At 39.2% G+C, this 26,163-nt stretch carries 24 protein-coding genes; 13 read left to right on the forward strand and 11 right to left on the reverse strand.

Annotated features, from left to right (window positions below):
• Window positions 1-30: 30 nt before the first annotated feature.
• The 3 genes from LV83_RS03845 to LV83_RS03855 all read right to left on the reverse strand — a co-directional run bounded on the left by LV83_RS03845 (window position 31) and on the right by LV83_RS03855 (window position 3,469).
• The gene (locus tag LV83_RS03845) at window positions 31-1,110 is read right to left on the reverse strand and encodes a DUF6807 domain-containing protein (RefSeq protein WP_245946991.1); all 1,080 of its coding nucleotides are present in this window, start codon (window positions 1,108-1,110) and stop codon (window positions 31-33) included.
• A gap of 67 nt (window positions 1,111-1,177) precedes the next feature.
• Window positions 1,178-2,053, reverse strand: coding sequence for a sugar phosphate isomerase/epimerase family protein (locus tag LV83_RS03850; RefSeq protein WP_111610219.1), 876 nt, complete (start codon window positions 2,051-2,053; stop codon window positions 1,178-1,180).
• Window positions 2,054-2,098: 45 nt separating this feature from the next.
• Window positions 2,099-3,469 (reverse strand): Gfo/Idh/MocA family protein, encoded by a 1,371-nt coding sequence (locus tag LV83_RS03855; RefSeq protein ID WP_111610220.1) that lies wholly within the window; start codon window positions 3,467-3,469, stop codon window positions 2,099-2,101.
• Window positions 3,470-3,729: 260 nt separating this feature from the next.
• Here LV83_RS03855 and LV83_RS03860 point away from each other — a divergent pair, with 260 nt between their 5' ends.
• From LV83_RS03860 to LV83_RS03880, 5 genes are all read left to right on the forward strand, one after another.
• Entirely contained in the window at window positions 3,730-4,632 is a 903-nt protein-coding gene (locus LV83_RS03860; RefSeq protein ID WP_111610221.1) for a bile acid:sodium symporter family protein, read from the forward strand.
• Between the two features lie 31 nt (window positions 4,633-4,663).
• Window positions 4,664-5,665 (forward strand): 1-acyl-sn-glycerol-3-phosphate acyltransferase, encoded by a 1,002-nt coding sequence (locus LV83_RS03865; RefSeq protein WP_111610222.1) that lies wholly within the window; start codon window positions 4,664-4,666, stop codon window positions 5,663-5,665.
• A gap of 76 nt (window positions 5,666-5,741) precedes the next feature.
• Window positions 5,742-6,836 (forward strand): 4-hydroxyphenylpyruvate dioxygenase, encoded by a 1,095-nt coding sequence (hppD, locus tag LV83_RS03870; RefSeq protein WP_111610223.1) that lies wholly within the window; start codon window positions 5,742-5,744, stop codon window positions 6,834-6,836.
• Window positions 6,837-7,472: 636 nt separating this feature from the next.
• Complete coding sequence (locus LV83_RS03875; protein ID WP_111610224.1) at window positions 7,473-8,417, forward strand: mechanosensitive ion channel family protein; 945 nt, start codon at window positions 7,473-7,475, stop codon at window positions 8,415-8,417.
• Between the two features lie 80 nt (window positions 8,418-8,497).
• Entirely contained in the window at window positions 8,498-9,451 is a 954-nt protein-coding gene (locus tag LV83_RS03880; RefSeq protein ID WP_245946992.1) for a YihY/virulence factor BrkB family protein, read from the forward strand.
• A gap of 119 nt (window positions 9,452-9,570) precedes the next feature.
• Here LV83_RS03880 and LV83_RS03885 read toward each other — a convergent pair whose 3' ends face one another.
• A complete protein-coding gene (locus LV83_RS03885) occupies window positions 9,571-10,803 on the reverse strand; it encodes a hypothetical protein (protein WP_111610225.1) in 1,233 nt (410 codons plus the stop codon).
• 197 nt (window positions 10,804-11,000) lie between these two features.
• Here LV83_RS03885 and LV83_RS03890 point away from each other — a divergent pair, with 197 nt between their 5' ends.
• Window positions 11,001-12,731 carry a phospho-sugar mutase gene (locus LV83_RS03890; protein WP_111610226.1) on the forward strand — a complete coding sequence of 577 codons (1,731 nt, stop codon included), beginning with the start codon at window positions 11,001-11,003 and terminating at the stop codon, window positions 12,729-12,731.
• Between the two features lie 47 nt (window positions 12,732-12,778).
• Here LV83_RS03890 and LV83_RS03895 read toward each other — a convergent pair whose 3' ends face one another.
• From LV83_RS03895 to LV83_RS03905, 3 genes are read right to left on the reverse strand one after another with little or no spacing between them, the layout of a single operon-like run.
• Window positions 12,779-13,744, reverse strand: coding sequence for an L-histidine N(alpha)-methyltransferase (locus tag LV83_RS03895; protein WP_111610227.1), 966 nt, complete (start codon window positions 13,742-13,744; stop codon window positions 12,779-12,781).
• A 3-nt stretch (window positions 13,745-13,747) separates the two neighbouring features.
• Window positions 13,748-14,893, reverse strand: a complete 1,146-nt coding sequence (egtB, locus tag LV83_RS03900) for an ergothioneine biosynthesis protein EgtB (protein ID WP_111610521.1) — start codon at window positions 14,891-14,893, stop codon at window positions 13,748-13,750.
• A gap of 42 nt (window positions 14,894-14,935) precedes the next feature.
• Window positions 14,936-15,880 (reverse strand): succinylglutamate desuccinylase/aspartoacylase family protein, encoded by a 945-nt coding sequence (locus LV83_RS03905; protein WP_111610228.1) that lies wholly within the window; start codon window positions 15,878-15,880, stop codon window positions 14,936-14,938.
• A 146-nt stretch (window positions 15,881-16,026) separates the two neighbouring features.
• On the opposite strand from LV83_RS03905, the gene murB reads away from it, so the two are divergent.
• Window positions 16,027-17,040 carry a UDP-N-acetylmuramate dehydrogenase gene (gene murB, locus LV83_RS03910; RefSeq protein WP_111610229.1) on the forward strand — a complete coding sequence of 338 codons (1,014 nt, stop codon included), beginning with the start codon at window positions 16,027-16,029 and terminating at the stop codon, window positions 17,038-17,040.
• Here murB and LV83_RS03915 read toward each other — a convergent pair.
• Entirely contained in the window at window positions 17,037-17,519 is a 483-nt protein-coding gene (locus LV83_RS03915) for a deoxycytidylate deaminase (protein ID WP_111610230.1), read from the reverse strand. The two genes, murB and LV83_RS03915, sit on opposite strands and share 4 nt — an antisense overlap.
• Before the next feature lie 320 nt (window positions 17,520-17,839).
• Between LV83_RS03915 and LV83_RS03925 the strand changes: the two genes are divergently transcribed.
• From LV83_RS03925 to LV83_RS03940, 5 genes are all read left to right on the forward strand, one after another.
• Window positions 17,840-18,430 (forward strand): DUF4136 domain-containing protein, encoded by a 591-nt coding sequence (locus LV83_RS03925; RefSeq protein WP_111610232.1) that lies wholly within the window; start codon window positions 17,840-17,842, stop codon window positions 18,428-18,430.
• A gap of 215 nt (window positions 18,431-18,645) precedes the next feature.
• On the forward strand, window positions 18,646-19,002 hold the full coding sequence (locus tag LV83_RS03930; protein ID WP_111610233.1) for a response regulator: 357 nt from the start codon (window positions 18,646-18,648) through the stop codon (window positions 19,000-19,002).
• 259 nt (window positions 19,003-19,261) lie between these two features.
• Window positions 19,262-19,444, forward strand: coding sequence for a hypothetical protein (locus tag LV83_RS03935; protein ID WP_111610234.1), 183 nt, complete (start codon window positions 19,262-19,264; stop codon window positions 19,442-19,444).
• A gap of 61 nt (window positions 19,445-19,505) precedes the next feature.
• Window positions 19,506-19,655, forward strand: coding sequence for a hypothetical protein (locus LV83_RS21355; RefSeq protein ID WP_158530500.1), 150 nt, complete (start codon window positions 19,506-19,508; stop codon window positions 19,653-19,655).
• A gap of 56 nt (window positions 19,656-19,711) precedes the next feature.
• Entirely contained in the window at window positions 19,712-20,152 is a 441-nt protein-coding gene (locus LV83_RS03940) for a DUF6526 family protein (RefSeq protein ID WP_111610235.1), read from the forward strand.
• A gap of 10 nt (window positions 20,153-20,162) precedes the next feature.
• On the opposite strand, the gene LV83_RS03945 is transcribed toward LV83_RS03940, so the two are convergent.
• The 3 genes from LV83_RS03945 to LV83_RS03955 form a co-directional block, all read right to left on the reverse strand.
• Window positions 20,163-21,266, reverse strand: a complete 1,104-nt coding sequence (locus tag LV83_RS03945) for a glycerate kinase (protein ID WP_111610236.1) — start codon at window positions 21,264-21,266, stop codon at window positions 20,163-20,165.
• A 3-nt stretch (window positions 21,267-21,269) separates the two neighbouring features.
• The gene (locus LV83_RS03950) at window positions 21,270-22,619 is read right to left on the reverse strand and encodes an alanine/glycine:cation symporter family protein (RefSeq protein ID WP_111610237.1); all 1,350 of its coding nucleotides are present in this window, start codon (window positions 22,617-22,619) and stop codon (window positions 21,270-21,272) included.
• Between the two features lie 154 nt (window positions 22,620-22,773).
• The gene (locus tag LV83_RS03955) at window positions 22,774-24,372 is read right to left on the reverse strand and encodes a beta-N-acetylhexosaminidase (RefSeq protein ID WP_111610238.1); all 1,599 of its coding nucleotides are present in this window, start codon (window positions 24,370-24,372) and stop codon (window positions 22,774-22,776) included.
• Between the two features lie 253 nt (window positions 24,373-24,625).
• Here LV83_RS03955 and LV83_RS03960 point away from each other — a divergent pair, with 253 nt between their 5' ends.
• Entirely contained in the window at window positions 24,626-26,083 is a 1,458-nt protein-coding gene (locus LV83_RS03960) for a Gfo/Idh/MocA family protein (protein ID WP_111610239.1), read from the forward strand.
• Window positions 26,084-26,163: the final 80 nt, after the last annotated feature.

Here is a 26,163-nt window from a genome sequence, read left to right on the forward strand (position 1 = left end):
CAGCCTATTTTTTGAAAAGAACTGGTCTAATTACTTAGCCCATTCGATGTAGTCTCGGTTGACTTGCCCATCCATTACGTTCTCATTGGAATAGATGATGATTCTATATTTGAAAGTAGCGGATTCTCCTTGAGCTAGTTTGAAGTTCAGTTCATCCTTGCCGTCACTTAAAGCTTTTTGGCCTAATGGATTGGCGGCAAACAAACCATATCCTCTTGCATGCCAGTAAGTTGGATACCCTGGATTAGATGGATAATCTAATATAGCAACAGAAATATTTTCATCTCCGATCTTACCGCTTAAGCTTACCCAATCGCCACGGGTGCCCCATACGTCATCACCTGTGATGCCTTCGCTGCTAAGGTACATGCCCGTGATCCCTTCATTATTCATAGTAGGGACATCGGTAGCTTTTCCGGAAGCATCGGTAAAAATCTCTGGCTTATTGGATGGATGCTCTAGTTGTCTAGCGGTACGAAGACCAAGCATACCTTCTTTGTTATCAGTTAGTCTTACTTCCCCGTTTGGAGCGGTCAAAGTAGCAATACGATCAATGGTTCTCTGATCGTCCTTACCTCTGAAAATAAATGTGGTATTCTCTGTCAATAGAACTTCGCCTTTATCATTCATCCAATCCAAGCTCACTTCCAAAACGCCTTCTTCATTTCCGCTTTTAACTGAATTGATAGACTTATGAACAATATGACCATACTTAGTTTTGTCAGTGATCGCAGCAGAATTATTCCAGAAATCTAATCCATTCACATCCCCATAATTAAACCATAAGCCTAAGTGGTGTGGATGATCCACTCGTTCTCCTGGTCTTGGAGTGATTGGCCAGCCTCTGGTGATAGCGGTACCGTTTGCTGTATTGATTGGATACAAAACCGGCTTTTCCAGAGAATCTGGATACATATAAGAAGTAAAAAACTTCCCATCAATGATGACATCTACTTTCTTAGCTACTTCATCTTGAACCAGTTGTATTCTGTCTTCCATTGGTTCGGAGTCTGATTCTTCGGCTTTTTCCTCGGCACCGCCACATGAAAAAGAGAGTGCTGATAAGGCAATTACAGCAGAGTATTTAAAGAGTTTATTTTGCTTGCACATCGTTTGTAAATTCTTGATTTAAAGTTTTAGACTATAATTTATGAGCATATAAAAGCAATTTATCTGATCATTTTGATTTTTTTAATTTGTTGAATAATGCCAGTTGTTCTTGCAGAGCAGCTACTCTATCAGCTGGCTCAGTACGGGCTTCCAATAGGATCCATCCATCGTACTTGATGTCGTTGAATAGTTTGAAAAGCTCAGGATAGGGATAATCTCCTTCGTTGAACTCCCGAACATGAACGGTGTCCCCAAACCACTTTTTGACTGAATTGAAATTGGCTTCAAGACCAGGGGGAAGAAGATCCTCGGCATTGCAATTCCAGCAAATCTTCACTGCAGGTTCTGTTACCTGATTAAAGATTGCTTTCATATTCGGAAGCTCTTGTGTCAAATTTCCATGAACTTCTACTCGAACTAGCTGTCCATGTTCAGCTGCAAATTTCCCAACTTCATTGAAGGAGTTAGCGATCTGAGCAATTGTTTTTTCCTGAGGAACATCAGCAGGAAGATTATTCGGCTTTACCTTAATTCCAGTAGCTCCAATGTCTTTGCAAAGTTTGATGTACTCCTTGGTACCCTCGATGTTTTTGCGAACCACTGCCGGATCAGGACTATGGTATTCGAAATTGCTTCCGTATCCCAAACAAGTCACTTTACTATCTTCAAACCGCTTTTTGACATCTGCGCGCTCGGCTGAAGTCAAGCTTGTTTCTACTCCGTGGGCATGCTCTGTACGAAGCTCCACTCCTAGCACTCCAGCTTTTTCACAGTTTGCTATTAGTGTTGGCAAATCCCAATCCCTACCCCATTGGTAAGTCACCAAGCCGAATTTCATGCCTGATTTTGCCATGGAAAATGCATCAAAAGGAATGTGCAAAGCAGCCAGGCTCAAAGTTGCTGCTGCACTTTTCTGTATAAAATCTCTTCTAGAATTACTCATTGACTCTTATGTATTTGTAAGGATTATAGTTGTAGAAAGTTGAGATTATACCTTGCTGGGAACAGTGTAAGGATCACGATAATCGCGGGTGAGCATTTTATCTGCTTCTTTATCCTTGACAAATTTTTCAGTAGCTCCGTCAAATCGTAATTCCCGGCCAGTTAGATAAGACACATTGGCGATCAATGGTAGAACTGAGGACTTAAAACCTTCCTCTATGTCACAATGTAGCGTCTCGTTATTCCCAGCTCTGATTGCATCGAGGAAGTTGGCATAATGCTCAGCGCCACCTGGCGCAGCCAAAACTTGATTGCTTGGAGCTGGCGCAGCTTCTTTTTTGGACTGGGCAAAAGGCTCTGCTTCTTTCTCACGAAATGCTTTCCATGTGCCACCATCCAGTTCTAAATATCCTTTGGTGCCATAAAAAATATTTCCAATATGTATGTCTAAGCTAGATTCTCCATTAGTATATCTTCCTCTGGTTTCAAATTCGAGCATAGTTCCATCTGCATATTTGAATGTTGAGGTTTGCGTATTTGGAGTTTCCTGAGAGCATTCGTTTGGATCTATCCCATATATTCCTCCTGCGGAATAAACTGAAACTGGGTGCTCATTCTTATTCATCCCCCAGCGAGCTACATCAAATTGATGCGGTCCTTGGTTTCCGGTATCGCCATTTCCAGTGGCCCAGTGCCAATGCCAGTTGTAGTGTACTTTCTTTTCATTGTATGGAATCATCTCTGCCGGACCTCTCCAATAATCATAGTGTAAGGATGCTGGAGGAGCACTATCTGGCACTTTACCAAAAGAATCCCGTGGCTTGAAGCAAGTTCCCCGAGCCATATATACATCTCCTATTCCTCCTCCGTGGAGGAATTCCATCGCTTCCATCACATTGGCAATTGATCTGTTTTGGAAACCTACCTGCACTCTGCTATCATATTTGCGGGCAGCCTCTACCATTTTTCTACCTTCCCAGACATTGTGACTGGCGGGCTTTTCTATGTAAACATGTTTTCCAGCTTGGCAAGCCCATATGGTAGCCAGCGCATGCCAGTGATTAGGAATAGCCATAGAAAGGGCATCTAATTCCTTATCTTCTAAGACCTTCCTTAGATCCCATTCTGTCGTCGGAGTAATGCCTGTTTTGTCTATGACAACCTTCGATTTCTCTGAGAAATATTGTTCGTCAGCATCACAAAGAGTCTTCAGCCTTACATTTCGGTTGTCTTTTAATGCGCACCACTGGTTGATGTGATTGCTTCCTTGTCCGCGGATTCCGACCACGGCGATGTTGATTCGCTCATTTGCTCCAATGATAGAAGCATAGGACTTGGCACTCATACTCATTCCAGCCATGGCTATGCCGGCAGTGCCCAAGAGACTTTTCTTAATGAACTCTCTTCGTTTTTCCATTTTAAGTTATGGTTATAGGGTTATTGTTTTTTCTTAGAATTCTTACTGATTATTCCTTAATTCCAACAGAATACAGTATTTCAGCTATGAATTTTTAATCTAAACATTCTCTTTCTAGCAATCAATAGTAATTATTTGTACACCTGAATTACTTGTGCAAACGATTGCTTTTCTCTATCAATAGTTATGGTGATAATTTAATTTATCACTATTTACGGTGATATTAGAATAATAAATCCCAAGCCCACTTTTCCTGTTAAATGAACACATCAAGCGAACTGGACTCGATCCAGCTGAATTTTTCACCCAGTGATTTACTGCTGCTTAATCTGGCACTTGCCCTCATAATGTATGGAGTAGCGTTGGACCTGAGATTTGAGGATTTTAAATACTTAGCAAAAAACCCAAAGGGATTCTTTTTGGGCGTATTCTCACAATTTATTCTCTTGCCATTTCTCACCTGGTGCCTAGTCCTGATCATGAACCCTCCGCCTTCAGTTGCTTTAGGAATGTTCCTAGTGGCAGCCTGCCCTGGGGGGAATGTCTCCAACTTCCTTTCCAGCCTTGCTAAAGGAAACACTGCTCTTTCAGTAAGTTTGACTGGCTTTTCCAGCATGCTTTCTATCATCAGCACGCCTTTGAATTTCGCGTTGTGGGCAAGTTTTTATGCTCCCACCAAGCTATTACTAAAGGAAATCAGCTTAGACTATTCCGATACTTTCATCACAGTAGCCTTGATCCTGGGTGTCCCGTTAATTTTAGGAATTATCACTCACAAATACGCTTCTAATTTTGCAGAGAAAGCGTCCAAAATTCTTAAGCCCATCAGCATTCTGATTTTTGCAGCCTTTGTGGTCATTGCATTTGCAGGAAATTTCGATCTCTTCACCAAGTACATTTCCCAGATTTTCCTTTGGGTGCTGGCTCATAATATTGTTGCCTTAGGATCAGGCTTTTTTACAGGCAAATTATTCAAGTTACCTCTGCCAGATGTAAAAACGATGACTATAGAAACTGGTATTCAAAATTCAGGTTTAGGACTAGTTTTGATATTTACATATTTTGATGGCCTTGGCGGAATGGCTATTATTACGGCTTGGTGGGGCATCTGGCATCTAATATCAGGTATGACCATCGCAAGTCTTTGGAAATCAAAAAGCTGAATAAAACAGGCTGTGAAACGCTGAATAATCAATGCAATATTTAATTAATGAATTCCTTCGCACCCTGGTAATGATTTCTTTGAAGGGATACTTCAATAAAATAGTCATCGAAGGAAAAGAAAACATTCCAAAAAACACTCCCATCCTACTCGTTGCAAACCACCAAAATGCATTGATTGACCCGCTCCTTTTAGCTACTCACACTGGTCTTAAGCCTTCTTTTTTGACTCGTGCGTCAGTCTTTAAAAAATCCTTTGTCGCCAAATTGCTCAATTTCATCCACATGTTACCTGTTTACCGGGTTCGTGATGGATTTTCAACTATACAGCAAAATCAAGGGACTTTTGACCAAACCTATGAGGTACTTCGGAGAAATGGAACAGTAATTATTTTTGCCGAAGGCAGTCATAGCCTCATCAGAAATCTCCGTCCATTGAGCAAGGGATTTACCAGAATTGCTTTTGGATTGAAAGAAAAATATCCTGAGGTAACACCTGTAATTTTGCCAGTTGCATTGGATTATAGTGCACATAAGCGATCAGGAAGTATCGCTAGAATGACAATTGGAAAAGTGATTCCTGTAGACATGCCGGCGGCGAAATCAGGTTTGTTGACCAAGTCTGTTCAACTAGCTTTGAAAAATCTTGTTGTTGAGATTCCTGATGAAGAATATGAAGCTCAATTACAAAGCCTGATCGAGAATCAAGTTGATTTAAGTTCCAGAGAAGATGTAGAAGTATTTTTGAAAACTGGTCAGGTACCAAAACCAGTGAAGCCAGCATCAGGGTTCACGAATAAATTGATGAAGATTTTTAATTTTCCTTTATACTGGCTTTGGCTTTTGAAAAAGCCAGGAGTAAAAGACCCAGTATTCTCATCAACATGGAAGTTTTTGATAGGTTTTGCGCTAGCTCCCGCCTATTATTTAGTGTTAATCTGGCTTGCTACTAGTAGCTCGCTGGGTTCTTGGGCATTGGCATTTTTGATAATGGCGTTAGTTTCTGTCTTCGTTAATAAGAACCCTCAGGAATAAAGACAGGTTTGACCAAATATTCTTTGGGATATTTTATAACTTTGAAAGAAGAGCATAACCCAAATAATAACTAACCATGAGTCAAGACTTCTTGCCTTTAAAAGGCACCGATTATGTAGAACTGTATGTAGGCAACGCCAAACAATCTGCATTATACTATCAGTATGCATTTGGATATGAGTTGATTGCCTATGCTGGCCCGGAAACGGGTATTAAAGATAGAGCGTCCTATGTCCTCAAACAGGATAAAATCAGACTGGTACTTACCTCACCTCTTCATCCAGAGGGTGAAATCGCTGAGCACATAAAAAAACATGGCGATGGAGTGAAAGTGCTAGCCCTATGGGTGGATGATGCAGCACAATCTTGGAAGGAGACCACCAAAAGAGGCGCAAAATCAGCTTCCGAACCCAAAAAGATTAGTGATGAATATGGCCATGTAGTGGTATCTTCAATCAAAACTTATGGAGAAACCATCCATACTTTTGTGGATAGAACTAACTATACGGGCATTTTCCTACCAGGGTATCAACCTAGATCAAGTGCATATACTCCTCAATCAATTGGCCTGAAATACATAGATCACTGCGTAGGAAATGTAGAACTAGGTGAAATGAATCGTTGGGTGGAATTCTATGAGAATGTCATGGGGTTCAAACTGCTGATCACGTTTGACGACGAGGATATCTCTACGGAATACTCTGCCTTGATGTCCAAGGTAGTGTCCAATGGCAACGGCTACGTCAAATTCCCAATCAATGAACCTGCCGCTGGCAAAAAGAAATCTCAGATCGAAGAATACCTTGATTTCTATCGCGGCCCGGGTGTACAGCACATGGCGATTGCGACGGATGACATCATTCATACCGTGACAGAATTGCGAAAAAGAGGAGTAGAATTTCTGGAGGTCCCTTCCTCCTACTACGATGATTTACTGGATCGTGTGGGCAAAATAGATGAAGATCTGCAGCCTTTGAAAGATCTGAATATCCTGGTGGATAGAGATGATGAGGGATATTTACTTCAGATTTTCACCAAACCTGTACAGGATAGACCAACACTTTTCTTTGAGATTATCCAGCGAAAAGGAGCAAAATCCTTTGGAAAAGGAAATTTCAAAGCACTCTTCGAAGCCATAGAACGAGAACAAGGATTAAGAGGAAATTTATAAAATCAAGGCAAGGTCGGTTTCTTTAAACCGGCCTTTTTTTGTTTTAATTCTGTTGGAAAAGGTATAATATTTTAAAAACAATATGATTATCCACAATGATGCCCATAGATCAAAATTGCCTCGACTTCGCTAGGCCTCCGGATTCGGGTTCGGGATTATTGATAGCTGGGGAAAGAAATGTGGTGGTTATTGAAGTAGAACAAATCAAACCAAGTAACCTAAGTCAAAAGAAAGGTCTGTTGAATATCAGAAGGCTAGGTGTCGGTTAATCAGAAATACTGGCAAATCCCATTGAAAAGTGAGTTAGAAAAGCATTTCAGAAACTTTCTTATCCAAAAAGCCAAAAAGTTATCCTTGCATTTTAATACTATTCTTGAACAATGAAACTTTAGGATCATCTCAAATTTGGGTTTTATTTTCCCAAACTGCGAGATGAAGTTCAACTAAACCTAAAGGAGCCTTTTTTCTAAAGAAAAAAGATTAGCCTTACTTCAGTTCTCTAGAAGGCAATTAAGTGAACTCCTAAGACCTAATCCATCTTTACAACCTCCAAATCTCTCCTCAAACCCCAGCTATGCCCTCAAATCTTCTTCTTGGCATGTTTTTTTGACCTACATAGAAAAAAAGAAGTAAAATATGAGGATAGCAGAAATTCTAGGATACGATACCGAAAAAATATTCAATAAACTTTTAGAAAAATTAAATGGATGGCTAGATATTCTGATTAGTAACCTACCGAATTTTGTCCTAGCCATAATTCTCCTAGTCTTTACAATTTTTATTGCAAAATCAATTAAGAGATTATCAACTACCTATATCCAGAGAATTGGCACAAATGAAACTATTTCCAGATTTCTTGGGCAACTTATATACATCGGAGTACTTGTACTAGGAATCATGTTAGCTTTATCAGCTATGGATTTATCCAAAACTGTTTCATCTATTTTAGCTGGATTGGGTATCATTGGTTTGGCTTTAGGTTTCGCATTTCAGGATACTGCAGCCAATTTCATTTCAGGTGTCTATATCACTTTTAATCAGCCTTACAAGATCGGCGATATAATTCGGACACACGATGGACATGAAGGCGAAGTAATAGATATCAACCTACGAGTCACGAAAGTAAGGACCTACAACGGTCCAATCGTATATGTACCAAATAGGTATTTATTCCAAGAATGCTTTACCAATTTTACTGAATTTGACAAACGAAGAGTTCAAATCGAATGTGGAGTGAGCTATGGTGAAGATCTGGAGCAAGTAGAGAAAATAGCGTTAGAAGCTGCTATGAATGTTACCACTCGTCTTAAGTCAGAGGAGCCAACACTTTTTTGGACTGGGTTCGGTGATAGCTCAATTAATTTCACATTGAACATCTGGTGTGCCTTTAATGATAACAATAAGGATTTTATACCAGTTAGGAATGAGGCTATTGTCACGCTCAAAAAAGCATTTGATAAAAATGGCATTACGATTCCATTCCCAATCCGTACGTTGGACTTTGGAATCAAAGGTGGGACACAGCTGAATAAACAACTATCTGGACTCTCAATTTCTCCACAGAATGGCTCTAACAAATAAGTAAAGGGCTTATGGAAACTGAAAAAACAATGACAAAAATTACGCCCTCGCGTTTTAAAATAACACATATCCCCAGTTTAATGCTGGAAAGTTTCAAGCAATGGAATAATGCTGATCCTTGGCGACTAAGTGCTGTAATCGCCTATTATGCAGTACTTTCTATGCCTGCATTATTGGTTATTGTAATCAATACGGTAGGTGCAATTTGGGGAGTGGATATCGTAACAGGTCAATTAACCAATGAGTTATCTTCCGCATTAGGACCTGAGACTGCAGAGTTTCTGAGGTCTATGATAGAAGAAACTCAGACAAGCGGCAAGTCTATAGTGGCATCGATTATAGGAATCGGAATTCTTATTTTTGGTGCTTCAGGGGTTTTCTTTCACCTGAAAATTTCTATCAATTCAATTTGGGGCCTGAAGCAGACGGATGATGTTAAATGGTATTATACTTTAGTCGAACGGGCAGTAAGTTTTGGATTTGTATTAGTGCTAGGGTTTTTACTTCTAATAAGTTTTGTATTAACAGCCTTACTATCATTCTTCAGTGATTTTATCAAAAGCATATTACCGGACTTTGTCGTTGTATTTGCTTTTGTAGTAGATTTCGCCATATCCTATGGGGTTGTTACTCTTCTATTTGCACTAATATTCAAGTATTTACCTGATGCTAAAATCAAGTGGAAATCTGTTTGGATTGGTGCCTTATTGACCTCATTCCTGTTTTCAATTTCTAAATTTCTATTGGGAATATATTTTGGTGCAGCCGAGCCTGGATCTACCTACGGAGCCGCAGGATCAGTTATTTTGGTATTACTTTGGGTTTCCTATTCGTGTTTAATCTTCTTTTATGGAGCAGAGTTTACCAAAGTATTTTCCATTAGATATGGTTATGGCATAATTCCTAAAAAGCATTATTCTAGGATAAAAAAAAAAGAAGTAGTACTCAAAGGTGATTTCATTCCGGACCCAAAAGACCCATTACCCGTAGGTGAGGAGGATGATCTCGAGGATGATATGAAAAAGGATACTTAGTATGAGGGAATTCTTCCAGACCAATAGACTGATTTCTTTCGGTCAAAAAAGTGTAAAATAGAAGCTAAAATCTCTGAAGTATCGCAATTTTTTCAACTTCGTTTTATCAAAATGCCAGTTCAATTGAACCTCATCAACAATACCATATGAGGAGGAGTTTCTTCAGAAGTTTTTACATCAATAGGAGCTCTTGTCTCAGATAAGGAGTAATACTGCGAATACTCATTTTGAATATTAAAGTGAAAATTTATCGCTGAAGCTGAATCTAACAGTGAGCCATTCTCCATAGTATCAAATTTTTCTTCAACCCGGTCGAGTCTTAAAAAAATATTTGGTGTTTCACTTCTTACTTCAATAGAACCTTCATCAGTATCTAGCAATAAAGCGTGTATTCCTAACGCTACTTTTAACCGTGAGTCAATTGTTGATTCTGCTAATAGTTCCTCAGGATTAGTTCTCCAAAGTCCAAAAGTACCGACTTCACTCAACTCATGCGACCCCTCACCAATCCATTGTGTTTTCTCTACTTTTTCAGCAGGAAAGGAAAATTCTATTCCCTCCAAATCTGCAATTGATTCTAAAGAGGAAATTTCCATTTTCAATTCTCCATTAGGGAAAACTGTCCAGGTAAGGACGTTAGAATTAGCCTGATAAGTTGATTTTATCTGAATTGCACCATCCTTTAGGCGCTTCCAAGTTAATTTTTGAACAGCCGATGAAAAATGACCGACCTCAATATTTTGGCTGAAATTGATAAATCTCATTCCAATCTTTACCAGCTGAAGGTTCCCATATTCTTTACCAAAAATATACAAGGTCTCCCCTACTACTACCTGAAAATCAAGAGTAGATTCCCGCACACGAATCCTTTGATTATCTAGAACTGATCGTTGCTTAAAATAGCTTTGATTTCCTTCTTTTGGTTTTCGAATAGGCTCAGAAATAGAATACAAAACCACAGCGTTAGTATCTAACAAAGATAAATTAAGCAAATCCCCTGCTGTCCAATTAGCTGGAAGGTCCAGAGCAACCTCGTTGCGGAGGCCTATATCGTTTTTGCCAACGGCTTTTCGATTTGTAAAAAGCGTTTGTGTGCCATTCCATGCATCAATTTTTTCAATTGACCATTTCAGTTCATATCCATTTAAATCAGACTGTGGATCTTGAGTGATGAGCTGAATTATGCCATCAAAGGATTCATTGAGATCAAAAGGTTGTATGTAGACAGGAGTGCTTAATGATACAGGTTCAAAAACAGGTTGGACATTCTGGTCTGTTTGTGCATTTGTATAGATTAATGTGATAAAATACAGACCAAATAAGCCAATCAATCGGCCACCACTATGCTTCATTTTATTTTCCTTTGAGATTGTAATCGGTCTAAAAGTAAATGAATCTATTTGCTAAAAAAAATAGAAATAGAATGCATGCAGCTATTAAAATCATATTCATTCTAAAAATTAAAATGCACATCTTCAATACCTAACGATTTAACAGGTGGCATTTTTTATGATTTTCTATATCTTAGAACTTAAACAATTTTTAAAATATGACTACCATAGACCCTAGCATCCTAGCCAAAGCAGATTATTGGCTTAGTGGCAATATCGACGAAGATTCGAAAGCCCAAATCCGTACCCTTATTGACAAAAACCCAACTGAGTTAACAGATTCATTTTACCAAGATCTCGAGTTTGGTACTGGTGGACTTAGAGGTTTAATGGGCGTTGGAACGAATAGAATGAACGTTTACACGATTGGTATGGCTACTCAAGGCCTTGCTAATTACCTGTTGAAATGTTTTCCAGGAGAAACAATACGAGTAGCAATCACTCACGACAGTAGAATTAACAATACGCTTTTCGCCATGACCACGGCGAATGTGCTCACTGCCAATGGTATTCATGTGCTTTATTTTAAAGAAATGCGTCCTACTCCAATGCTATCTTTTGCCGTGAGACATTTCGACTGCAAAAGTGGCGTGATGATCACTGCTTCTCACAATCCGAAGGAATACAATGGCTACAAAGCTTATTGGGATGATGGTGCGCAGGTAGTGGCTCCGCATGATAAAAACATTATCGATGAGGTTAAGAAAATCACTTCCTTTGATGATGTAAACTGGGAAAAGAATGATGCTCTCTTTCAATATATAGAAGAGGATTTTGATGAGATCTACATGAAGCTTGTCAAAGGTTTGAGCTTGTCTCCTGAGGCTATCGCTGCGCAAAAAGATATGCCGATTGTTTTCTCTCCTATTCATGGAGCCTCCGGCAAAATGGTTCCAGCAGCATTAAATGCTTTTGGATTCAACAATGTGAACATCGTAAAAGAACAAGCTGAACCTGATGGAACATTCCCCACTGTAATTTATCCAAATCCAGAAGAAGCGGAGGCTTTGACGCTCTCGTTGAAGCTAGGAAAAGAAGTTGGAGCTGAATTGGTACTTGCTTGTGATCCGGATGGTGATCGCTATGCAGCTGCCGTTCCGAATGCTTCTGGTGAATTTGAATTATTGAATGGAAACCAAACTGGGGCGTTGCTTACTTATTATCTTTTGAGTCAATGGAAAAAGGCGGGGAAACTTGATGGAAAGCAATTCATGGTAAACACGATTGTAACCACTGAACTAATAGATAGAATTTGCGAAGGTTTTGGAGTGAAATGCTTCTCAGTCTTGACTGGATTTAAAAATATCGCAGCCATTATCAAAGATCTCGAGGGCAAAGAAACGTTCATTGGCGGTGGTGAAGAGTCATACGGATATTTGGTAGGTGACTTTGTCCGTGATAAAGATGGGGTCAGTGCCTGCGCCATGGTGGCTGAAGTAATCGCATATTATAAGACTCAGGGCAAGACCGTTTTTGATGTGCTTGCGGAGATTTACAATCAATTTGGATTTTATAAGGAATCGCTGATTTCCGTGACCAAAAAAGGAAAAGATGGGGCAGAGCAAATCCAGGCTTTGATGACTGATTTCCGTCATCACCCACCTGCCGAAATGAATGGAATTGCAGTTGCTAAAATCGTTGATGTGAAAGAAAGTACGGTTAAAGATGTGAAATCCGGTAAAACTGAGAAACTCGATATGGATAAATCCAACGTGATGCAGTTCTATCTCGCAGACGGAAGTAAGATCTCTGCCAGACCATCAGGAACCGAACCAAAAATCAAGTATTACTTTTCAGTTAATGCGCCTTTGTCGAATGTATCAGACTACAGAAGAGTGGAAGGTGAATTGGTAGAAAGACTGGAGGGATTGAAGCGTTATTTCAGCTAAACGTCAAAATAACAACTAAAGAAAGCACTGAGAAATCGGTGCTTTTTTTATTGCTTTTCCCACAACACATCCGAAAAATAACCTTCGGAATCCATAAAGTTCTGCTTCACTTCGAAACCTCCTAGTGATGCTAAATGGCTGATTTCTGACAAGCTGTACTTTTTGGAAATTTCTGTGAAAATCGACTCAAATGCTTCAAATTCGAAGGTTTGATTTAGTGCTCCAATAGTAACTTCCTGTGATTTTTGGGAAACCAAATAGCTTCTGCATTCCCCGCTTACCGGATCATAAGTAGGCCAATGGATAAATGACTCTCTGTCAAAGTCTGCGTCCAGCTCACGGTTAATTCTATCAAGTAAATTCATGTTGAACTCACGTGTCACTCCATGCTCATCGTGGTAGGCATTCAGAATAATTTGTGGGTCTTTTTTCAGGTCGAAACCAATCAATACAAGGTCTCCTTTTTTTGTTCCGACCCGTAGGTGATCAATGATATTCTTGGCTTCATCGACTCCAAAATTCCCAATATTTGCTCCCAAAAATAAAATCAGATTTGGCTTTCCATCTTCCCAAACTTGTTTCTTCAGAGAATCTCTATAAGTATCCTGAATTGGATGAACTTTCATAGATGGAAATTCCGACGACAAACTTTCCTCTAATTCTTCCAATACTGAGCCGGAGAAATCAACTGGATAATAAGTGAATTCCACATTCAATTGCGCAAGGTATCTCAGTAGGATTTTTGTTTTCATCCCATCGCCAGCCCCTAGTTCTACCAAATTAAAAGGTTTTTCTAAGGCAAGAATTGGTGCGAGGATCTGCTTGTGTTGACCCTCCAGTACTTCATATTCTTTTCTGGTAAGGTAATATTCAGGCAAGGCCATGATTTGCTGAAACAGCTTATCTCCTTTAGCGTCATAGAAATATTTTGATGGTAAAGTTTTCGGAGTTGAATTTAGACCGAGCATTACGTCTTGGGCGAAAGTCCCGAAATCGGTATTTTTTGCATTCATAAATTAAAGTGATTTGGCCAGGCGAATGCCCATAAATTGCCATCTGTATTTAGGGTGAAAAAAGTTTCTATAGGTAGGTCTTGAATGGCCTTCAGAAGTCGCTACTGAAGCACCGCGCAAAACCATTTGATTTATCATAAATTTCCCATTGTACTCTCCTATTGCTCCAGGAGCGACTTCAAAACCCGGATAAGGCAAATAAGCCGAGTTTGTCCACTCCCACCGTTTTCCCCATTCAAATTGATTTTGGGCCACTTCCCATTCAAATTCAGTTGGCAATCTCATTCCTTTCCAAGATGCAAAAGCAGAGGCTTCGTAGAAGTTCACATGAGCGACAGCAGCATCAAGAATAATTGGTTTTAACCCATCCAACGTGAAATAAAACCAGGCTCCGTCTTGCTGCTCCCAATATAGAGGAGCTTTTATTTCAAGCTCTTTGGCCCAAGCCCATCCTTCATCATGCCAGTATGTTGGATTCGCATAACCTCCAGCCTCAATAAATTCCAAATATTCTTGATTAGTGACCAAAGTAGTTGAAACGGCAAAATCATTGATATATACTTTGTGAGGATTGAGCTCATTATCGTAGCAGAAATCTTTGCCTTTATAGCCGATTTGATAAACTCCAGCATTTACATTCACCCATTTTGACTTGGATTCAACCTTGTATTCCTGAATATCCATCACCCTTGGATTCAGCGGATTAAACCAAAGACTGTATTTCAAATCTGTAATTAACAATTCCTGATGTTGCTGCTCATGGTTCAATCCTAGCGTTACCAACTCATTAATCTTAGGATCTTTCTTTTCTATCAAGTTGAGCATAGCTGCATCCACGTAGGCTCGGTAAGTTTTCACCTCATCCACAGAAGGACGAGACATTAAACCACGCTGATTTCGTGCTGTTCTTGCACCAAGGGAATTGTAATACGAATTGAACAGGAAGTTAAACTGGGGATGTTTTACCTCGTAACTGGGGTCATTTGGTACCAAAATAAACTGTTCAAAAAACCAAGTTGTGTGGGCTAAGTGCCATTTAGGAGGGCTTACTTCTTCCGAAGCCTGCAGGCTAAAGTCCTCGGTGATCAAATTCTTACATAGGTGAAGGGAGTGGTTTCTTACACGATGGAAAGTTTCTGATAAGTTCATATACATTTGATAACTAAGCTTCAAGATAAAAGTTTAGGAGTACTATTCCTTGCCAATATGGACCAAAGCATCTCCAGCATTAATGACTGGCATGTTATTCATTCCAATTATGTGACCATTTGTAGGAGCCTTTACAGGGATTTTCACATGACCATACGGATCCGAAATTCGTGCCAAGATTTGGCCTTTCTTTACTGACTCACCTACTTTCACGCTAGAGTTAAAAATCCCAGAAGCCTTGGCTCTAACCCAGCTACTTTCTTTCAAGAAAATACTTTCTTGCGCGGCTGGAGCATCTGCTAGCATACCTAAACTTACCAACATCCGCTTAGTACCGTTCACGCCTTCTTCTATACCGTATTCATCCAACCTCATAGACTCTCCGCCTTCAAATACCAGAATATGCTTCCTAGCTTTAAAGGCCTCTTTTCTAAAGGATTTCTCTATATACTTTGAGTTCACCACATAATGAGTTCCAAAAGCCTTAGCGAGTTCCACCGCCACTTTATCCTTATAGTCTACTCGTACTTGAGGGAAATTGGTAAGCATTCGCCCACCCGTATGAAAGTCTATTCCAAAATCAATCTGAGGTATGATTTCACTGCTTAAGATATAAGCAATACTTCCTGCTAAAGATCCTTTTTTGCTGCCAGGGAAGCTACGGTTTAGATCCCTTCCATCAGGAAAAGTTCTGCTGTTGGACAAGAAACCGTAAATATTCACCAGAGGAATAAAAATCAAGGTTCCTTTTAGCAGCTCAAGACCCTCATCTACTTCTTCCAGTAACCTCTTAGCTGTTACAACTCCATTTATTTCATCTCCATGAACTCCACCGCTGATTAATACCACAGGGCCGTCCTCTTTTGAAGATCGGATAAATATTGGGAGATCAATTAGCGTGTGAGTTGGAAGTTTAGCTATCGCAATTTCTATATTCATCGACTGGCCGGGTCTGATCCGTACACCATTTATGACTAATTCCTTCATCTATATATTAGTTGATTTTCAACGTCCATCTTGATAGCTACCGAGAGAACTTCCACATGGACGATTGAATGCAATAAAATTCAATTGGGTGATTTCATTTCGTATTCGAACAAAATCTTGCTTATTTCGCAAGGCAGTCTCCGCATATGAATATACTAGAAAACATCTCCCTTAAGCCATTTAACACCTTTGGAATTGATAAAACAGCTCGTTTTTTTGTTGCCGTAAAATCAATAAACCAATTAAAGGAAGCATTAAAATGGGCTAAATCTCAGAATATCAAACCTTTGATATTAGGCGGAGGAAGCAATATCCTTCTTACAAAAAACCAGGAAAAGCTAGTAATCAAAATTGAAATCGAGGGTATAAATACTGCTTTAGAAGAAGAGAAGTTTTATTTGATCGAAGCAGGTGCTGGTGTCAACTGGCATGAGTTTGTACTGATAGCAATTGAAAATGGTTGGGCGGGAATAGAAAATTTATCCTTAATTCCTGGGACTGTCGGCGCTTCACCCATGCAAAACATCGGTGCTTACGGTGTGGAAATCAAAGATGTATTCTCAAGTCTGAAGGCCTTGAACAGAGGAACGTTGGAGATTGAAGAGTTCAATGCTGAGCAGTGCCAATTTGGGTATAGAGAAAGTATTTTCAAGCATGAACTGAAAGGAAAATACGTGATTTGTTCCGTTGTATTTAGACTCCAAAAAGAGCCAATTTTCCATACAGAATATGGCGCTATCCAAGAAACTTTGGAATCCAACGGCATCAAAGAGTTAAGTATTAAAGCTATCTCTGATGCTGTGATAGAAATTCGTCAATCCAAATTACCTGATCCAAAGGAAATTGGAAATTCTGGTTCCTTTTTCAAAAACCCGACTATTTCAGCTGTGCATTTCCAGGACTTAAAAGATGAGTACCCAATAATTCCTGGCTACCCTAATGAAGAAGGGATAAAAGTTCCAGCAGCTTGGCTAATCGAGCAATGTGGCTGGAAAGGACAGCGGTTTGGAGAAATTGGAGTTCATGGTAAACAACCATTGGTTTTAGTGAATTATGGAGATGGGGATGGAAATGAGATAAAAAATCTTTCAGAAAAAATTCAGCAATCAGTTTTCGAAAAATTCAAAATAAACATCCATCCCGAAGTAAATTTCCTTTAGACCAACTGGTCATTTACTTCAAGAGTCTTCTCGTATTTATCTACTTGAACTCCAAATTTTCTCAAGAAATCAACCCCTTCGTCAGAACCTATTCCTTTGTACTCTGCATAGGAAAATAGGTAAATTACTCTAGATATTCCCATTGAAAAAATAATCCTAGAGCAAGCAAGACAAGGCGACAAGGTGACAAACAGCGTGGACCCTTCTACAGAAGTATTATTTTTTACTGCGTACAAAATCGCATTTTGCTCAGCATGAAGGGCTAAGGAGCAACTTCCCTTACTATCTCTTGCACATCCAACTTCCGGAAATTCCACATCACAATTATGTGTGCCAGCAGGTGGGCCATTATATCCTATCGAAATTATACGCGTATCTTTTGTGAGCACCGCTCCCACATGCTTCTTTATACAATGAGAACGTTTAGCCAAATTGACTGCCAGCTCCATAAAAATATCATCAAAATCAGGTCTACTCATATCTTAAACTTTCGCCAAAATTAGCATTTGATAGTAAAGGCATGCAAGAATACTTAAATATTAACTCCAAGATTTTCGTTAACTAGTAAAAGCTAACTTTCTAATTCCTCCCCCGTTTTTAAAATAAAAGAATATGATTATCCGAAATGATGCCAGTCACCTTAGATTCTTTGCTTGGTTGGCTGAAAGACCCCTGCCCGAACTACAGGCGGGGATGACCGAAGACCGAAGCGGCCTCAAAGCTAGAGTATACCATCTATTAAGTCGCTTTTATCTATTTACTGGTAACAAAGCCGATATACATATAAACTAATAACACAATGAACCCAATTCACATAAAAAACCTATTCCTAGTAACATTTTCCCTTTTAGTTCTCAGTTCATGTAATTCAATAGAGATATTCAAGGAAAATACTGAAGTGCCAGTTCGCAGACCATATAAGTCATTTGTAATCATTAATCAGGAAGTAGGGATCAGAGGTTTTTCCTCTCAATTCATAGACGAACAGGTTCAGATACATCTCCGAGAAGCACTAGAAGCTAAAGGTCTAGTTTATGATAAAAGTGAACCTGAATTAATTATTCGATATACATCAAATGAAGACCAGAGAAAGCGAGATACCTATTCAAGCAATAATTATTATCCATACTGGGGGTCAAGAGTATTAGGACCATGGATTTATAATCCATATGACCCCTATTTTAACAACCGAAACAATAGTCCAACGACTAGCAACTATGAGCTAGTTCAGGTAATTGTAGATTTTATCGACCAAAAAGAAGATAAACTCTTGATGACTTTAACTGGCGTGACTGAAGTCAGTAGCCTAAAAACAAAAAGTAAGAAAGTACTAAAAACAACCGATAAGATTGTTGAATATTTTCTTTATGAACTAAAGGATGCTGAATAAGAATTCAAACATAGGACTCTACTAGTGAAGGAATTGGATTGATTTGAGTTTGTTCGAAAAATAGATTAGGAGGCACTTACCTTAATCCAAATACTATTTCACAAGAAATTATAAATTCTTTTCGCGTCTTATTTGGCAAAATATTTGTAAAAGTACAATTAACTACTACTTTTGTACTAGCTATATTGTATTTCAGCCACGAATTTTTGCACTTAATGCTAACAATTGTCCTAATAGATGATGATCCGATCAGTACCTTTGTTACTGAAAAACTCATTTCGCGAAATGTGAAAGAGCCATGTCAATTTTATAAATATCAAAGCGCCCGAGCGGCTCTGCAAGAAATTTACTCCATAAAAGCTAACTATCTTTTTTTAGATCTCAATATGCCTGAAATGACTGGCTGGGATTTCTTAGATTCGTTTAATTCCGATAAAAACGAGGCACAAATATACATTTTGAGTAGTTCTGTAGATGAACGCGACATAAATAAGGCAAGCAGGTATAGTGTCGTTAAAGATTACTTGTCAAAACCACTGATTAAAAAGTATATCAAATCTATTTTCAACTGACCCAATAACTTGGGTCTTTTTTTTACATCTCCTTTCAAGTTCTAAATCCGATTTTAAAAAAAATCACTTAGCAGCGGCAGCATTTAGCACCTTGTACATCTTAGAATTAATTTGTACTAAGGTTATGTGAATTAATTAACTATTCAAATAAAACAAGCTTAAAAAAAGTTTGAAAAAAAAATACCAACTGTGTGGTGCGAAATGATTTTTTACTTTAATTCGTGACGTTCAACTATTAAAAACCCCTATCTAAACTACTATGGAGGATTTTGACGACGATTTCGAAGATGACGACAACTTCAATGATGATGATGATTTCGGTAATGACTTCGAAGACGAATATGATCTAGACGAAGAAAGTAAATTTGACGATGATAGTATCGTGGATTTCGACGAAGACGACGAGGAAGAAGAAGATTTCGATGATGATCAATTCGATTAACTTGGTTATTTGTAGATAAGAATTTATCTTCGGGCATCTTTAGAAATTCAAAAAATTGATCATGATACTATTAGACGTATTCACTTCTCCACTTGCTGGAGGGGCTCAAACTTTCCTAGTGATTGTATGTGTATTAATCGGTATTGGGGCCGGTATCACTGCAGTTGATACGAGAAGCACCTTCACTAAGAAGAAAAAAGCTGATCATTAATATCTTATATCTTACTTTAAAGGAGGCTCTAGCCTCCTTTTTTTATGCCCTAAATCATGTCAGATACTCAGAATTTCCAGAACCACGCAAAATATTACCCCTTACATCACTTTGTGATTTTGCCATTAACTCTTTTGTTCGTGGGATGGACAATTGGCAGAATAGATTTCGGTAACTCTCAGTCAGCAGCTGAAAGCATGTATTTCCTTTTATTAGGGCTTATTATTTTTTTTATTTCTTATCTGCCGCGAATCTATGCTTTAAAAAATCAGAATAGAATCATCAGATTAGAAATGCGACAGCACTACTACCACCTAACTGGCACATCGTTTTATGAAAAGGAGCGGCAGCTTACTTCTGCCCAAGTTATTGCATTGAGATTTGCAGGAGATGATGAAATACTAGCATTGATAGACAAAACTATTAAAGAGAAAACAGCGCCTAAGGAGATTAAGAAAAGCATTAAAAATTGGAAAGCCGATCGTCATCGGGTTTAATCTGTCTTAATTAAAAGTTCAGGGTAAATTCCTTTTTGAGTACAGCTCTCAGGTTTTCTCTGGACCTTTTTCTATAATCTATCTTGGAAAAATCTAAATCAGGCAAAGTAAGTACTAGATCGAATTTTTTGGTTCCAGATTCTTTTCCTGACGTAATCAAGGCAATTTTTCTATCTTTTTGATGTGCTAGCTGCATTAATTCGAAGCATGCTTTACCCTCATCAGATTGATCATCATACTTGCCTTCCCCGGTTATTATGACATCTGCAGATTGCACTTTAGATTCTAAATCTACTTTTTCAAAAAAGTATGTTGAGCCAAAGTTAATTTCAGTTTCGAAAAAAGACGACAAGCCCAGCGCAATTCCACCTGCTGCACCAAAGCCCGGCTTATCCGCGAAAACTTTTCTTTGTTTTTTAAAAAGCAGCTTAACCGTAGACTTACAAACTGACTCATAGGATTCAATCTGATTAGGCAAGATTCCCTTCTGAGGTCCAAATACAGGAATAGCTCCTCTATCCCCAAAAAAGGTGTTTTTCACATCACAAAGACAGGTGAATTTAACTTTTGGAATGTTTATCGATTTTTGGATATGCTCGATTTTGGAAAGAAATTGAGGAGAATACTTAGTTATTTCTCTTCCGCTATCATCCAAAAACACAATTCCTAATGCGGCCAATATCCCAACTCCTAGATCAACAGTAGCACTGCCACCCAAACCTAAAATTATCTCCTTAGCTCCAAGTTCTATTGCATGACCTACCAGTAGCCCAGTACCAAAACTTGAAGACACAAATGGATCTAGCTCATCCTGTTTCAGTGAAGCAATACCTGAAGCCGTAGAAACGTCTATATAAGCTTTTTTTAAAGTTTCATCCCACCCGTAAGAACTAGGAATAGGTCTACCGATAGAATCTAGGGCCAATACTGACTTTTTCTCCAACCGGAGTATTTCTGTTAACAGCTCACAAGTCCCGTCACCTCCATCTGCAATAGGAAGTAAAGTAGTAGCGACATCAGGAAATTCAGCTTTAATGTATTCTCTTATAATTTCTCCAGCTTCCCGGGCAGTCATAGTGCCTTTAAATGCATTTGGAGAAATCAAGACATTCATAGCTTAGGCTTTTTTCATTCTTACAAAATAATCCTTCATCGCAATCCGCACTTTTGGAGCAAGGTAAATTGTCGAAATCATCGTAGGTACAGCCATAATCGCATACATTCCATCCACCAAACTTATCACTACATCGAGCGATGCTACGGCACCTGCTACAATTGTAATCAAATAGAAGTAATTGTAATAATCTGCTTTTTTGGCTCCAAATAAATAACCAAAGCACTTATGTCCATAGTATGAATAGGTAAACATAGTAGATAATGCAAAAACTAAAACGGCGATCATCAATAGATATCTACCATACTGAGGGATAGCCAAATCAAATGCAGCCAACGTAAGTCTGACACCGTCTTTTTCGGTGGATTCCCAAACGCCTGTGAGCATAATCACCAAGGCCGTAAGCGTACAAACTACAATCGTATCTATAAATGGACCTAACATTGCTATCAAACCCTCACGAATAGGTTCGTTATTTTTAGAAGCGCCATGGACCATAGGTGCAGTTCCTATCCCAGCTTCGTTTGAAAATGCTGCTCTACGGGCACCAATGACTATTACCGCTCCTACTGCACCACCCGCCATTGCCTCGCCGGTAAATGCATCAGTAACTATTCTCAAAAGCATTTCAGGCACATCACCGATGTATTTGAAAACAATAATGATCACTGTCACAAAATAAAGACCAACCATAAAAGGAACCATCTTAGAGGCTACTCCAGCGATTCTCTTGATACCTCCTAGAATAACAATCGCGACTAGTACCATCATGGTAATTCCTATGATCCAACGCGTTTTATCTCCTTCATCTAAGCCTGCCGGCTCCAAAATTACCGTTCTTAGTACTGCTGTTAATTGATTAGCTTGGAAAATAGCGAGCAAGCCTAAGACTCCTGCTGTACAAAAAATCACAGAAAGGAATTTCCATTTTTTACCCATCCCCTCTTCAATTACATACATGGGACCTCCTTGTATTTGCCCCTCAGAATCTTTACCACGATACATGATGGCAAGGCTACAGGTGTAAAACTTGGTAGCCATTCCCACAAATGCTGATACCCACATCCAAAAAATAGCTCCCGGTCCTCCCATATTAATTGCAATGGCAACACCACTAATATTCCCCAGTCCTACAGTTGCGGCGATTGCCGAAGACAAAGCTTGAAAAGAGGATATCTGTCCAGGCATTAAACTATCATCATATTTTCCTCTAAGCAAACCTATAGCATGTCCAATCTTTCGAAAAGGAACAAATCCAGAATGCACCAGTAGTAGCAGTCCACCCCCCATTAAAATGACAAGCATTGGAGTACCCCAAATCCAATCTGCGAAGGATATAATGTAATCGCCCATTAAAATATTCTAGTTAAAGCAATCGAATTGATTGACTGTATGATTTTAAAATTAACATCCATATTAGGTTCATTTTAATGAAAATCAAAGAATATAGACGGCTATGCAAACAAAAACCCGACAGAAGCCGGGTTTTAAAATTCACTGATTATAATTACCAATCGACTTTTGGAGACCGATAGAATTCTATTCCATTGATATCCCAACGTTTACCTTGCAAAGCGACTCTCTTTTTGAAATCATCCCAATTTCTCCTTTCATTACTTGACCATGCTACTTCAGCTAAAGCTGCCAATCTTGGAAAGGCCATATATTCGATTTCGGAACGATTAGTAATCGTTTCGGTCCATAGTGGAGCTTCTACTCCAAGGATGTCAGATTTATTTATGCCATCTGCATAGGTAGCTGGATCCCAATTATACGAATCATCTAGCTCGATATAGGCAGCCCAATGTAGTCCAAGCCTAGATGTAGAATCATACTGCATATCTAAATAAGCTCTTTTAGCTGGTGACATCAGAATTTGATTTCCTTGTTCTTTCGCCAACTTGGCATTTTCTTCCAAAGCCCAAAACTGAGCTACAGTTCCAGGAGCCAATTTAGCAGTAGCTATTTCATCCCAGCCTATGCTAGTCTTACCATATTTGGTAACAATTTCCTGAACTCGCTCCACGAAGTAGATGTAATCGTCCTTCTCAGTAACATGAGACTCATCTCCTCCAATATGAATGTACGGGCCTGGTGTAAGTGCTACAAGCTCCTTAATCACATCTTCTACAAAAGTGTAAGTGATCTCTTTATTCGTCGCAAATGTGCTGAACCCCACTTCAATTCCAGTATAAAGCTCGGCTGGTTGAGGGTTCTTATCAAGGATATCAAAATCAATTTTACCCTCTGTCATCGTGGCAAAATCTCCGTCTGGCAAATTCACTCCTGGGTTTAGCTCAGCATAGGCAGCCAGAGCAGCATTTGTGTGACCGGGCATGTCAATTTCAGGCACTACGGTAATAAATCTATCTGCTGCATATTGGATTATCTCTTTGTAATCCTCCTGTGTGAAAAAGCCACCCTCAGTCCCTCCAACTTCAGTCTTCCCTCCAATTTCAGTTAATTTCGGCCAAGATTTGATTTCAATTCTCCACCCTTGGTCATCGGATAAATGAAGATGCAAGTAGTTTAATTTCAAGCTTCCCATCTGATCGATGTAATGCTTCACATCTTCTATGCTTATAAAATGCCTAGCTACATCAAGCATTGCTCCTCTATAAGAAAACTCGGGTTGGTCCTCAATGACACCATTTCCAATCATCCACTCCGCATCTACTTTTGAAGTATTTTCAATCTCGACTGGTAATGCTTTAATCAGCGTTTGCATTCCATAATACAGGCCAGCTGCAGAAGTTGAAGCGATTTTCACTTGATCACTGCTGATATTTATACTGTATTTCTCAGAAGCAGCCCCGCTTACCAATTCCAAAATCAAATCACCATTTTCATTCGAAACTGGAATTTCGAAACCAGTAGCAGGACGTAACTTATCGGCTAAAAAATTTCCAACACGAGACAAATCATTTCCTTCACCAATTAATTGAATAGAAGAAGTAGACTCTAATTCAAAAGCTCCTGACGATGGGGAAATCAAAGTGGGAATTGGAATGATGCCCGCTTCATCTAGTTTAACTGAATTTGGAGCTTGGCACGAACTAATAGAAAATGCTGCAAGTACAGCAAATGTCCAAAGAGAATATTTCATAGCGTAAAGATTTAAGTAAACTTAATCTATTTTTTTTAATAAGTTTATTCAATCAAATTGAATTTATAATAAAACAAATAATCCACGTCTCTTATACAACCTTGCATGGAATACAGCCAGTATTTTTATAAATGGGTTCAAGAATGTGAGGAGTTTTTAATAATTTCAAATTTCTCACGGTGAAAAGAATGTTTTATTTGACCTACTTTCCCACAAAAAGACAAAAAACCCTTTTAACATAATCAACAAAAAAATGAAAAATAATAGCTCAGGTTCTGGGAGCTCCCGGAGAAAGTTCCTTAAAGGCAGTGCGTTAGCTGCCGCCGGATTTTACATTGTACCAAGAAATGTTTTAGGCGGACCAGGATTTATAGCACCAAGTGACAAGCTTCGAGTTGCCAGTATAGGTGTTGGTGGAATGGGAGGTGGTGACGTGCGCGGAATTACCAGAACTGAAAAGGCAGATTTTATCGCGCTTTGTGATGTGGATGATAGCAGAGCAAAAGGAAGTAGAGAATTGCATCCTAAAGCAAAATACTATAAGGATTTCCGAGAGATGCTGGACAAAGAAGGAAACAATATTGATGCAGTCACTGTGTCAACTCCCGACCATACACATGCTGTAGCCGCTATGGCAGCTATGAAAATGGGAAAACATGTCTATGTTCAAAAACCTCTTGCTCACGATATCTACGAGGCTAGAATGCTCACACAAGCTGCCGAAAAATACAAAGTAGTAACTCAAATGGGTAATCAAGGTTCCTCTGGAGATGGGGTTCGTAAAATGGTAGAATGGTATGATGCAGGCTTGATTGGCGAAGCTACTAAGGTATATACCTGGACTAATAGACCTGTTTGGCCTCAAGGTATCCAATGGCCAAAAGAGCCTGTCACTCCTCCAACCGATTTGGATTGGGACCTATGGCTTGGTACAGCCCCGTACAAAGATTATGTGGGCAACCTAGTGCCATTTAACTGGAGAGGTTGGTGGGATTATGGTACTGGAGCACTTGGTGACATGGCCTGCCATATCATGGAGCCTCCATTCCGAGTATTAGATCTCGGTTATCCGGTATCTGCCGAATGTTCCGTTGGGTCAGTTTATGTAGGCGAATTTCAAAGAGGATATTTCCCTGAAAGCTGTCCTCCTTCTTCGCATATCACATTGCGATTCGCTAGACCTGGAAAGGAAGACCTTGAATTCCACTGGATGGACGGCGGAATTCAACCGAATAGACCTGAGGAACTTGCTCCAAATGAGCAAATGGGTGATGGTGGAAATGGGGTAATCATAGAGGGCACAAAAGGAAAAATGATGTGCTCGACCTATGGTATTAACCCTCAGCTTCTTCCTACTTCAAAGACAAAGGATATCAATGTACCAGAAACCCTTTACCGAGTACCTGGAGGAGATAATGGGCATTATAATAACTGGGTTGAAGCTTGTATTGCGGGTTATGGATCTAAGGAATATAAAAACTTGAGCTCTCCTTTCTCTATCGCTGGTCCACTTACTGAATCAGTTTTGATGGGAAATCTTGCCATTAGAAGCTATGACTATAGAACACCAAAACCAGATAACGCCAATGAATTTGACTACCCTGGAAGAGGAATCAAACTGGTTTGGGATGGTCCAAATATGAAGGTGACGAACTTTGAGCCTGCTAATCAATTTGTAAGAAGGGATTATCGAGGAGACTTCTCGCTTTAAAAAATCAAAACGGCTTTGAAATAACTTTCAAAGCCGTTTTACTTCATATCTGAAAATAGTTAAATCAGGTCTAAAACTGT

Source organism: Algoriphagus yeomjeoni (genome assembly GCF_003259505.1).
Lineage (GTDB): Bacteria > Bacteroidota > Bacteroidia > Cytophagales > Cyclobacteriaceae > Algoriphagus > Algoriphagus yeomjeoni.

Excerpts from the sequence above, each read along its gene's own strand:
- LV83_RS03845 (WP_245946991.1), bottom strand. The coding sequence starts at position 1,110 with ATGTGCAAGCAAAATAAACTCTTTAAATACTCTGCTGTAATTGCCTTA.
- LV83_RS03850 (WP_111610219.1), bottom strand. The coding sequence starts at position 2,053 with ATGAGTAATTCTAGAAGAGATTTTATACAGAAAAGTGCAGCAGCAACT.
- LV83_RS03855 (WP_111610220.1), bottom strand. The coding sequence starts at position 3,469 with ATGGAAAAACGAAGAGAGTTCATTAAGAAAAGTCTCTTGGGCACTGCC.
- LV83_RS03860 (WP_111610221.1), top strand. The coding sequence starts at position 3,730 with ATGAACACATCAAGCGAACTGGACTCGATCCAGCTGAATTTTTCACCC.
- LV83_RS03865 (WP_111610222.1), top strand. The coding sequence starts at position 4,664 with ATGCAATATTTAATTAATGAATTCCTTCGCACCCTGGTAATGATTTCT.
- hppD (WP_111610223.1), top strand. The coding sequence starts at position 5,742 with ATGAGTCAAGACTTCTTGCCTTTAAAAGGCACCGATTATGTAGAACTG.
- LV83_RS03875 (WP_111610224.1), top strand. The coding sequence starts at position 7,473 with ATGAGGATAGCAGAAATTCTAGGATACGATACCGAAAAAATATTCAAT.
- LV83_RS03880 (WP_245946992.1), top strand. The coding sequence starts at position 8,498 with ATGCTGGAAAGTTTCAAGCAATGGAATAATGCTGATCCTTGGCGACTA.
- LV83_RS03885 (WP_111610225.1), bottom strand. The coding sequence starts at position 10,803 with ATGAAGCATAGTGGTGGCCGATTGATTGGCTTATTTGGTCTGTATTTT.
- LV83_RS03890 (WP_111610226.1), top strand. The coding sequence starts at position 11,001 with ATGACTACCATAGACCCTAGCATCCTAGCCAAAGCAGATTATTGGCTT.
- LV83_RS03895 (WP_111610227.1), bottom strand. The coding sequence starts at position 13,744 with ATGAATGCAAAAAATACCGATTTCGGGACTTTCGCCCAAGACGTAATG.
- egtB (WP_111610521.1), bottom strand. The coding sequence starts at position 14,893 with ATGAACTTATCAGAAACTTTCCATCGTGTAAGAAACCACTCCCTTCAC.
- LV83_RS03905 (WP_111610228.1), bottom strand. The coding sequence starts at position 15,880 with ATGAAGGAATTAGTCATAAATGGTGTACGGATCAGACCCGGCCAGTCG.
- murB (WP_111610229.1), top strand. The coding sequence starts at position 16,027 with ATGAATATACTAGAAAACATCTCCCTTAAGCCATTTAACACCTTTGGA.
- LV83_RS03915 (WP_111610230.1), bottom strand. The coding sequence starts at position 17,519 with ATGAGTAGACCTGATTTTGATGATATTTTTATGGAGCTGGCAGTCAAT.
- LV83_RS03925 (WP_111610232.1), top strand. The coding sequence starts at position 17,840 with ATGAACCCAATTCACATAAAAAACCTATTCCTAGTAACATTTTCCCTT.
- LV83_RS03930 (WP_111610233.1), top strand. The coding sequence starts at position 18,646 with ATGCTAACAATTGTCCTAATAGATGATGATCCGATCAGTACCTTTGTT.
- LV83_RS03935 (WP_111610234.1), top strand. The coding sequence starts at position 19,262 with ATGGAGGATTTTGACGACGATTTCGAAGATGACGACAACTTCAATGAT.
- LV83_RS21355 (WP_158530500.1), top strand. The coding sequence starts at position 19,506 with ATGATACTATTAGACGTATTCACTTCTCCACTTGCTGGAGGGGCTCAA.
- LV83_RS03940 (WP_111610235.1), top strand. The coding sequence starts at position 19,712 with ATGTCAGATACTCAGAATTTCCAGAACCACGCAAAATATTACCCCTTA.
- LV83_RS03945 (WP_111610236.1), bottom strand. The coding sequence starts at position 21,266 with ATGAATGTCTTGATTTCTCCAAATGCATTTAAAGGCACTATGACTGCC.
- LV83_RS03950 (WP_111610237.1), bottom strand. The coding sequence starts at position 22,619 with ATGGGCGATTACATTATATCCTTCGCAGATTGGATTTGGGGTACTCCA.
- LV83_RS03955 (WP_111610238.1), bottom strand. The coding sequence starts at position 24,372 with ATGAAATATTCTCTTTGGACATTTGCTGTACTTGCAGCATTTTCTATT.
- LV83_RS03960 (WP_111610239.1), top strand. The coding sequence starts at position 24,626 with ATGAAAAATAATAGCTCAGGTTCTGGGAGCTCCCGGAGAAAGTTCCTT.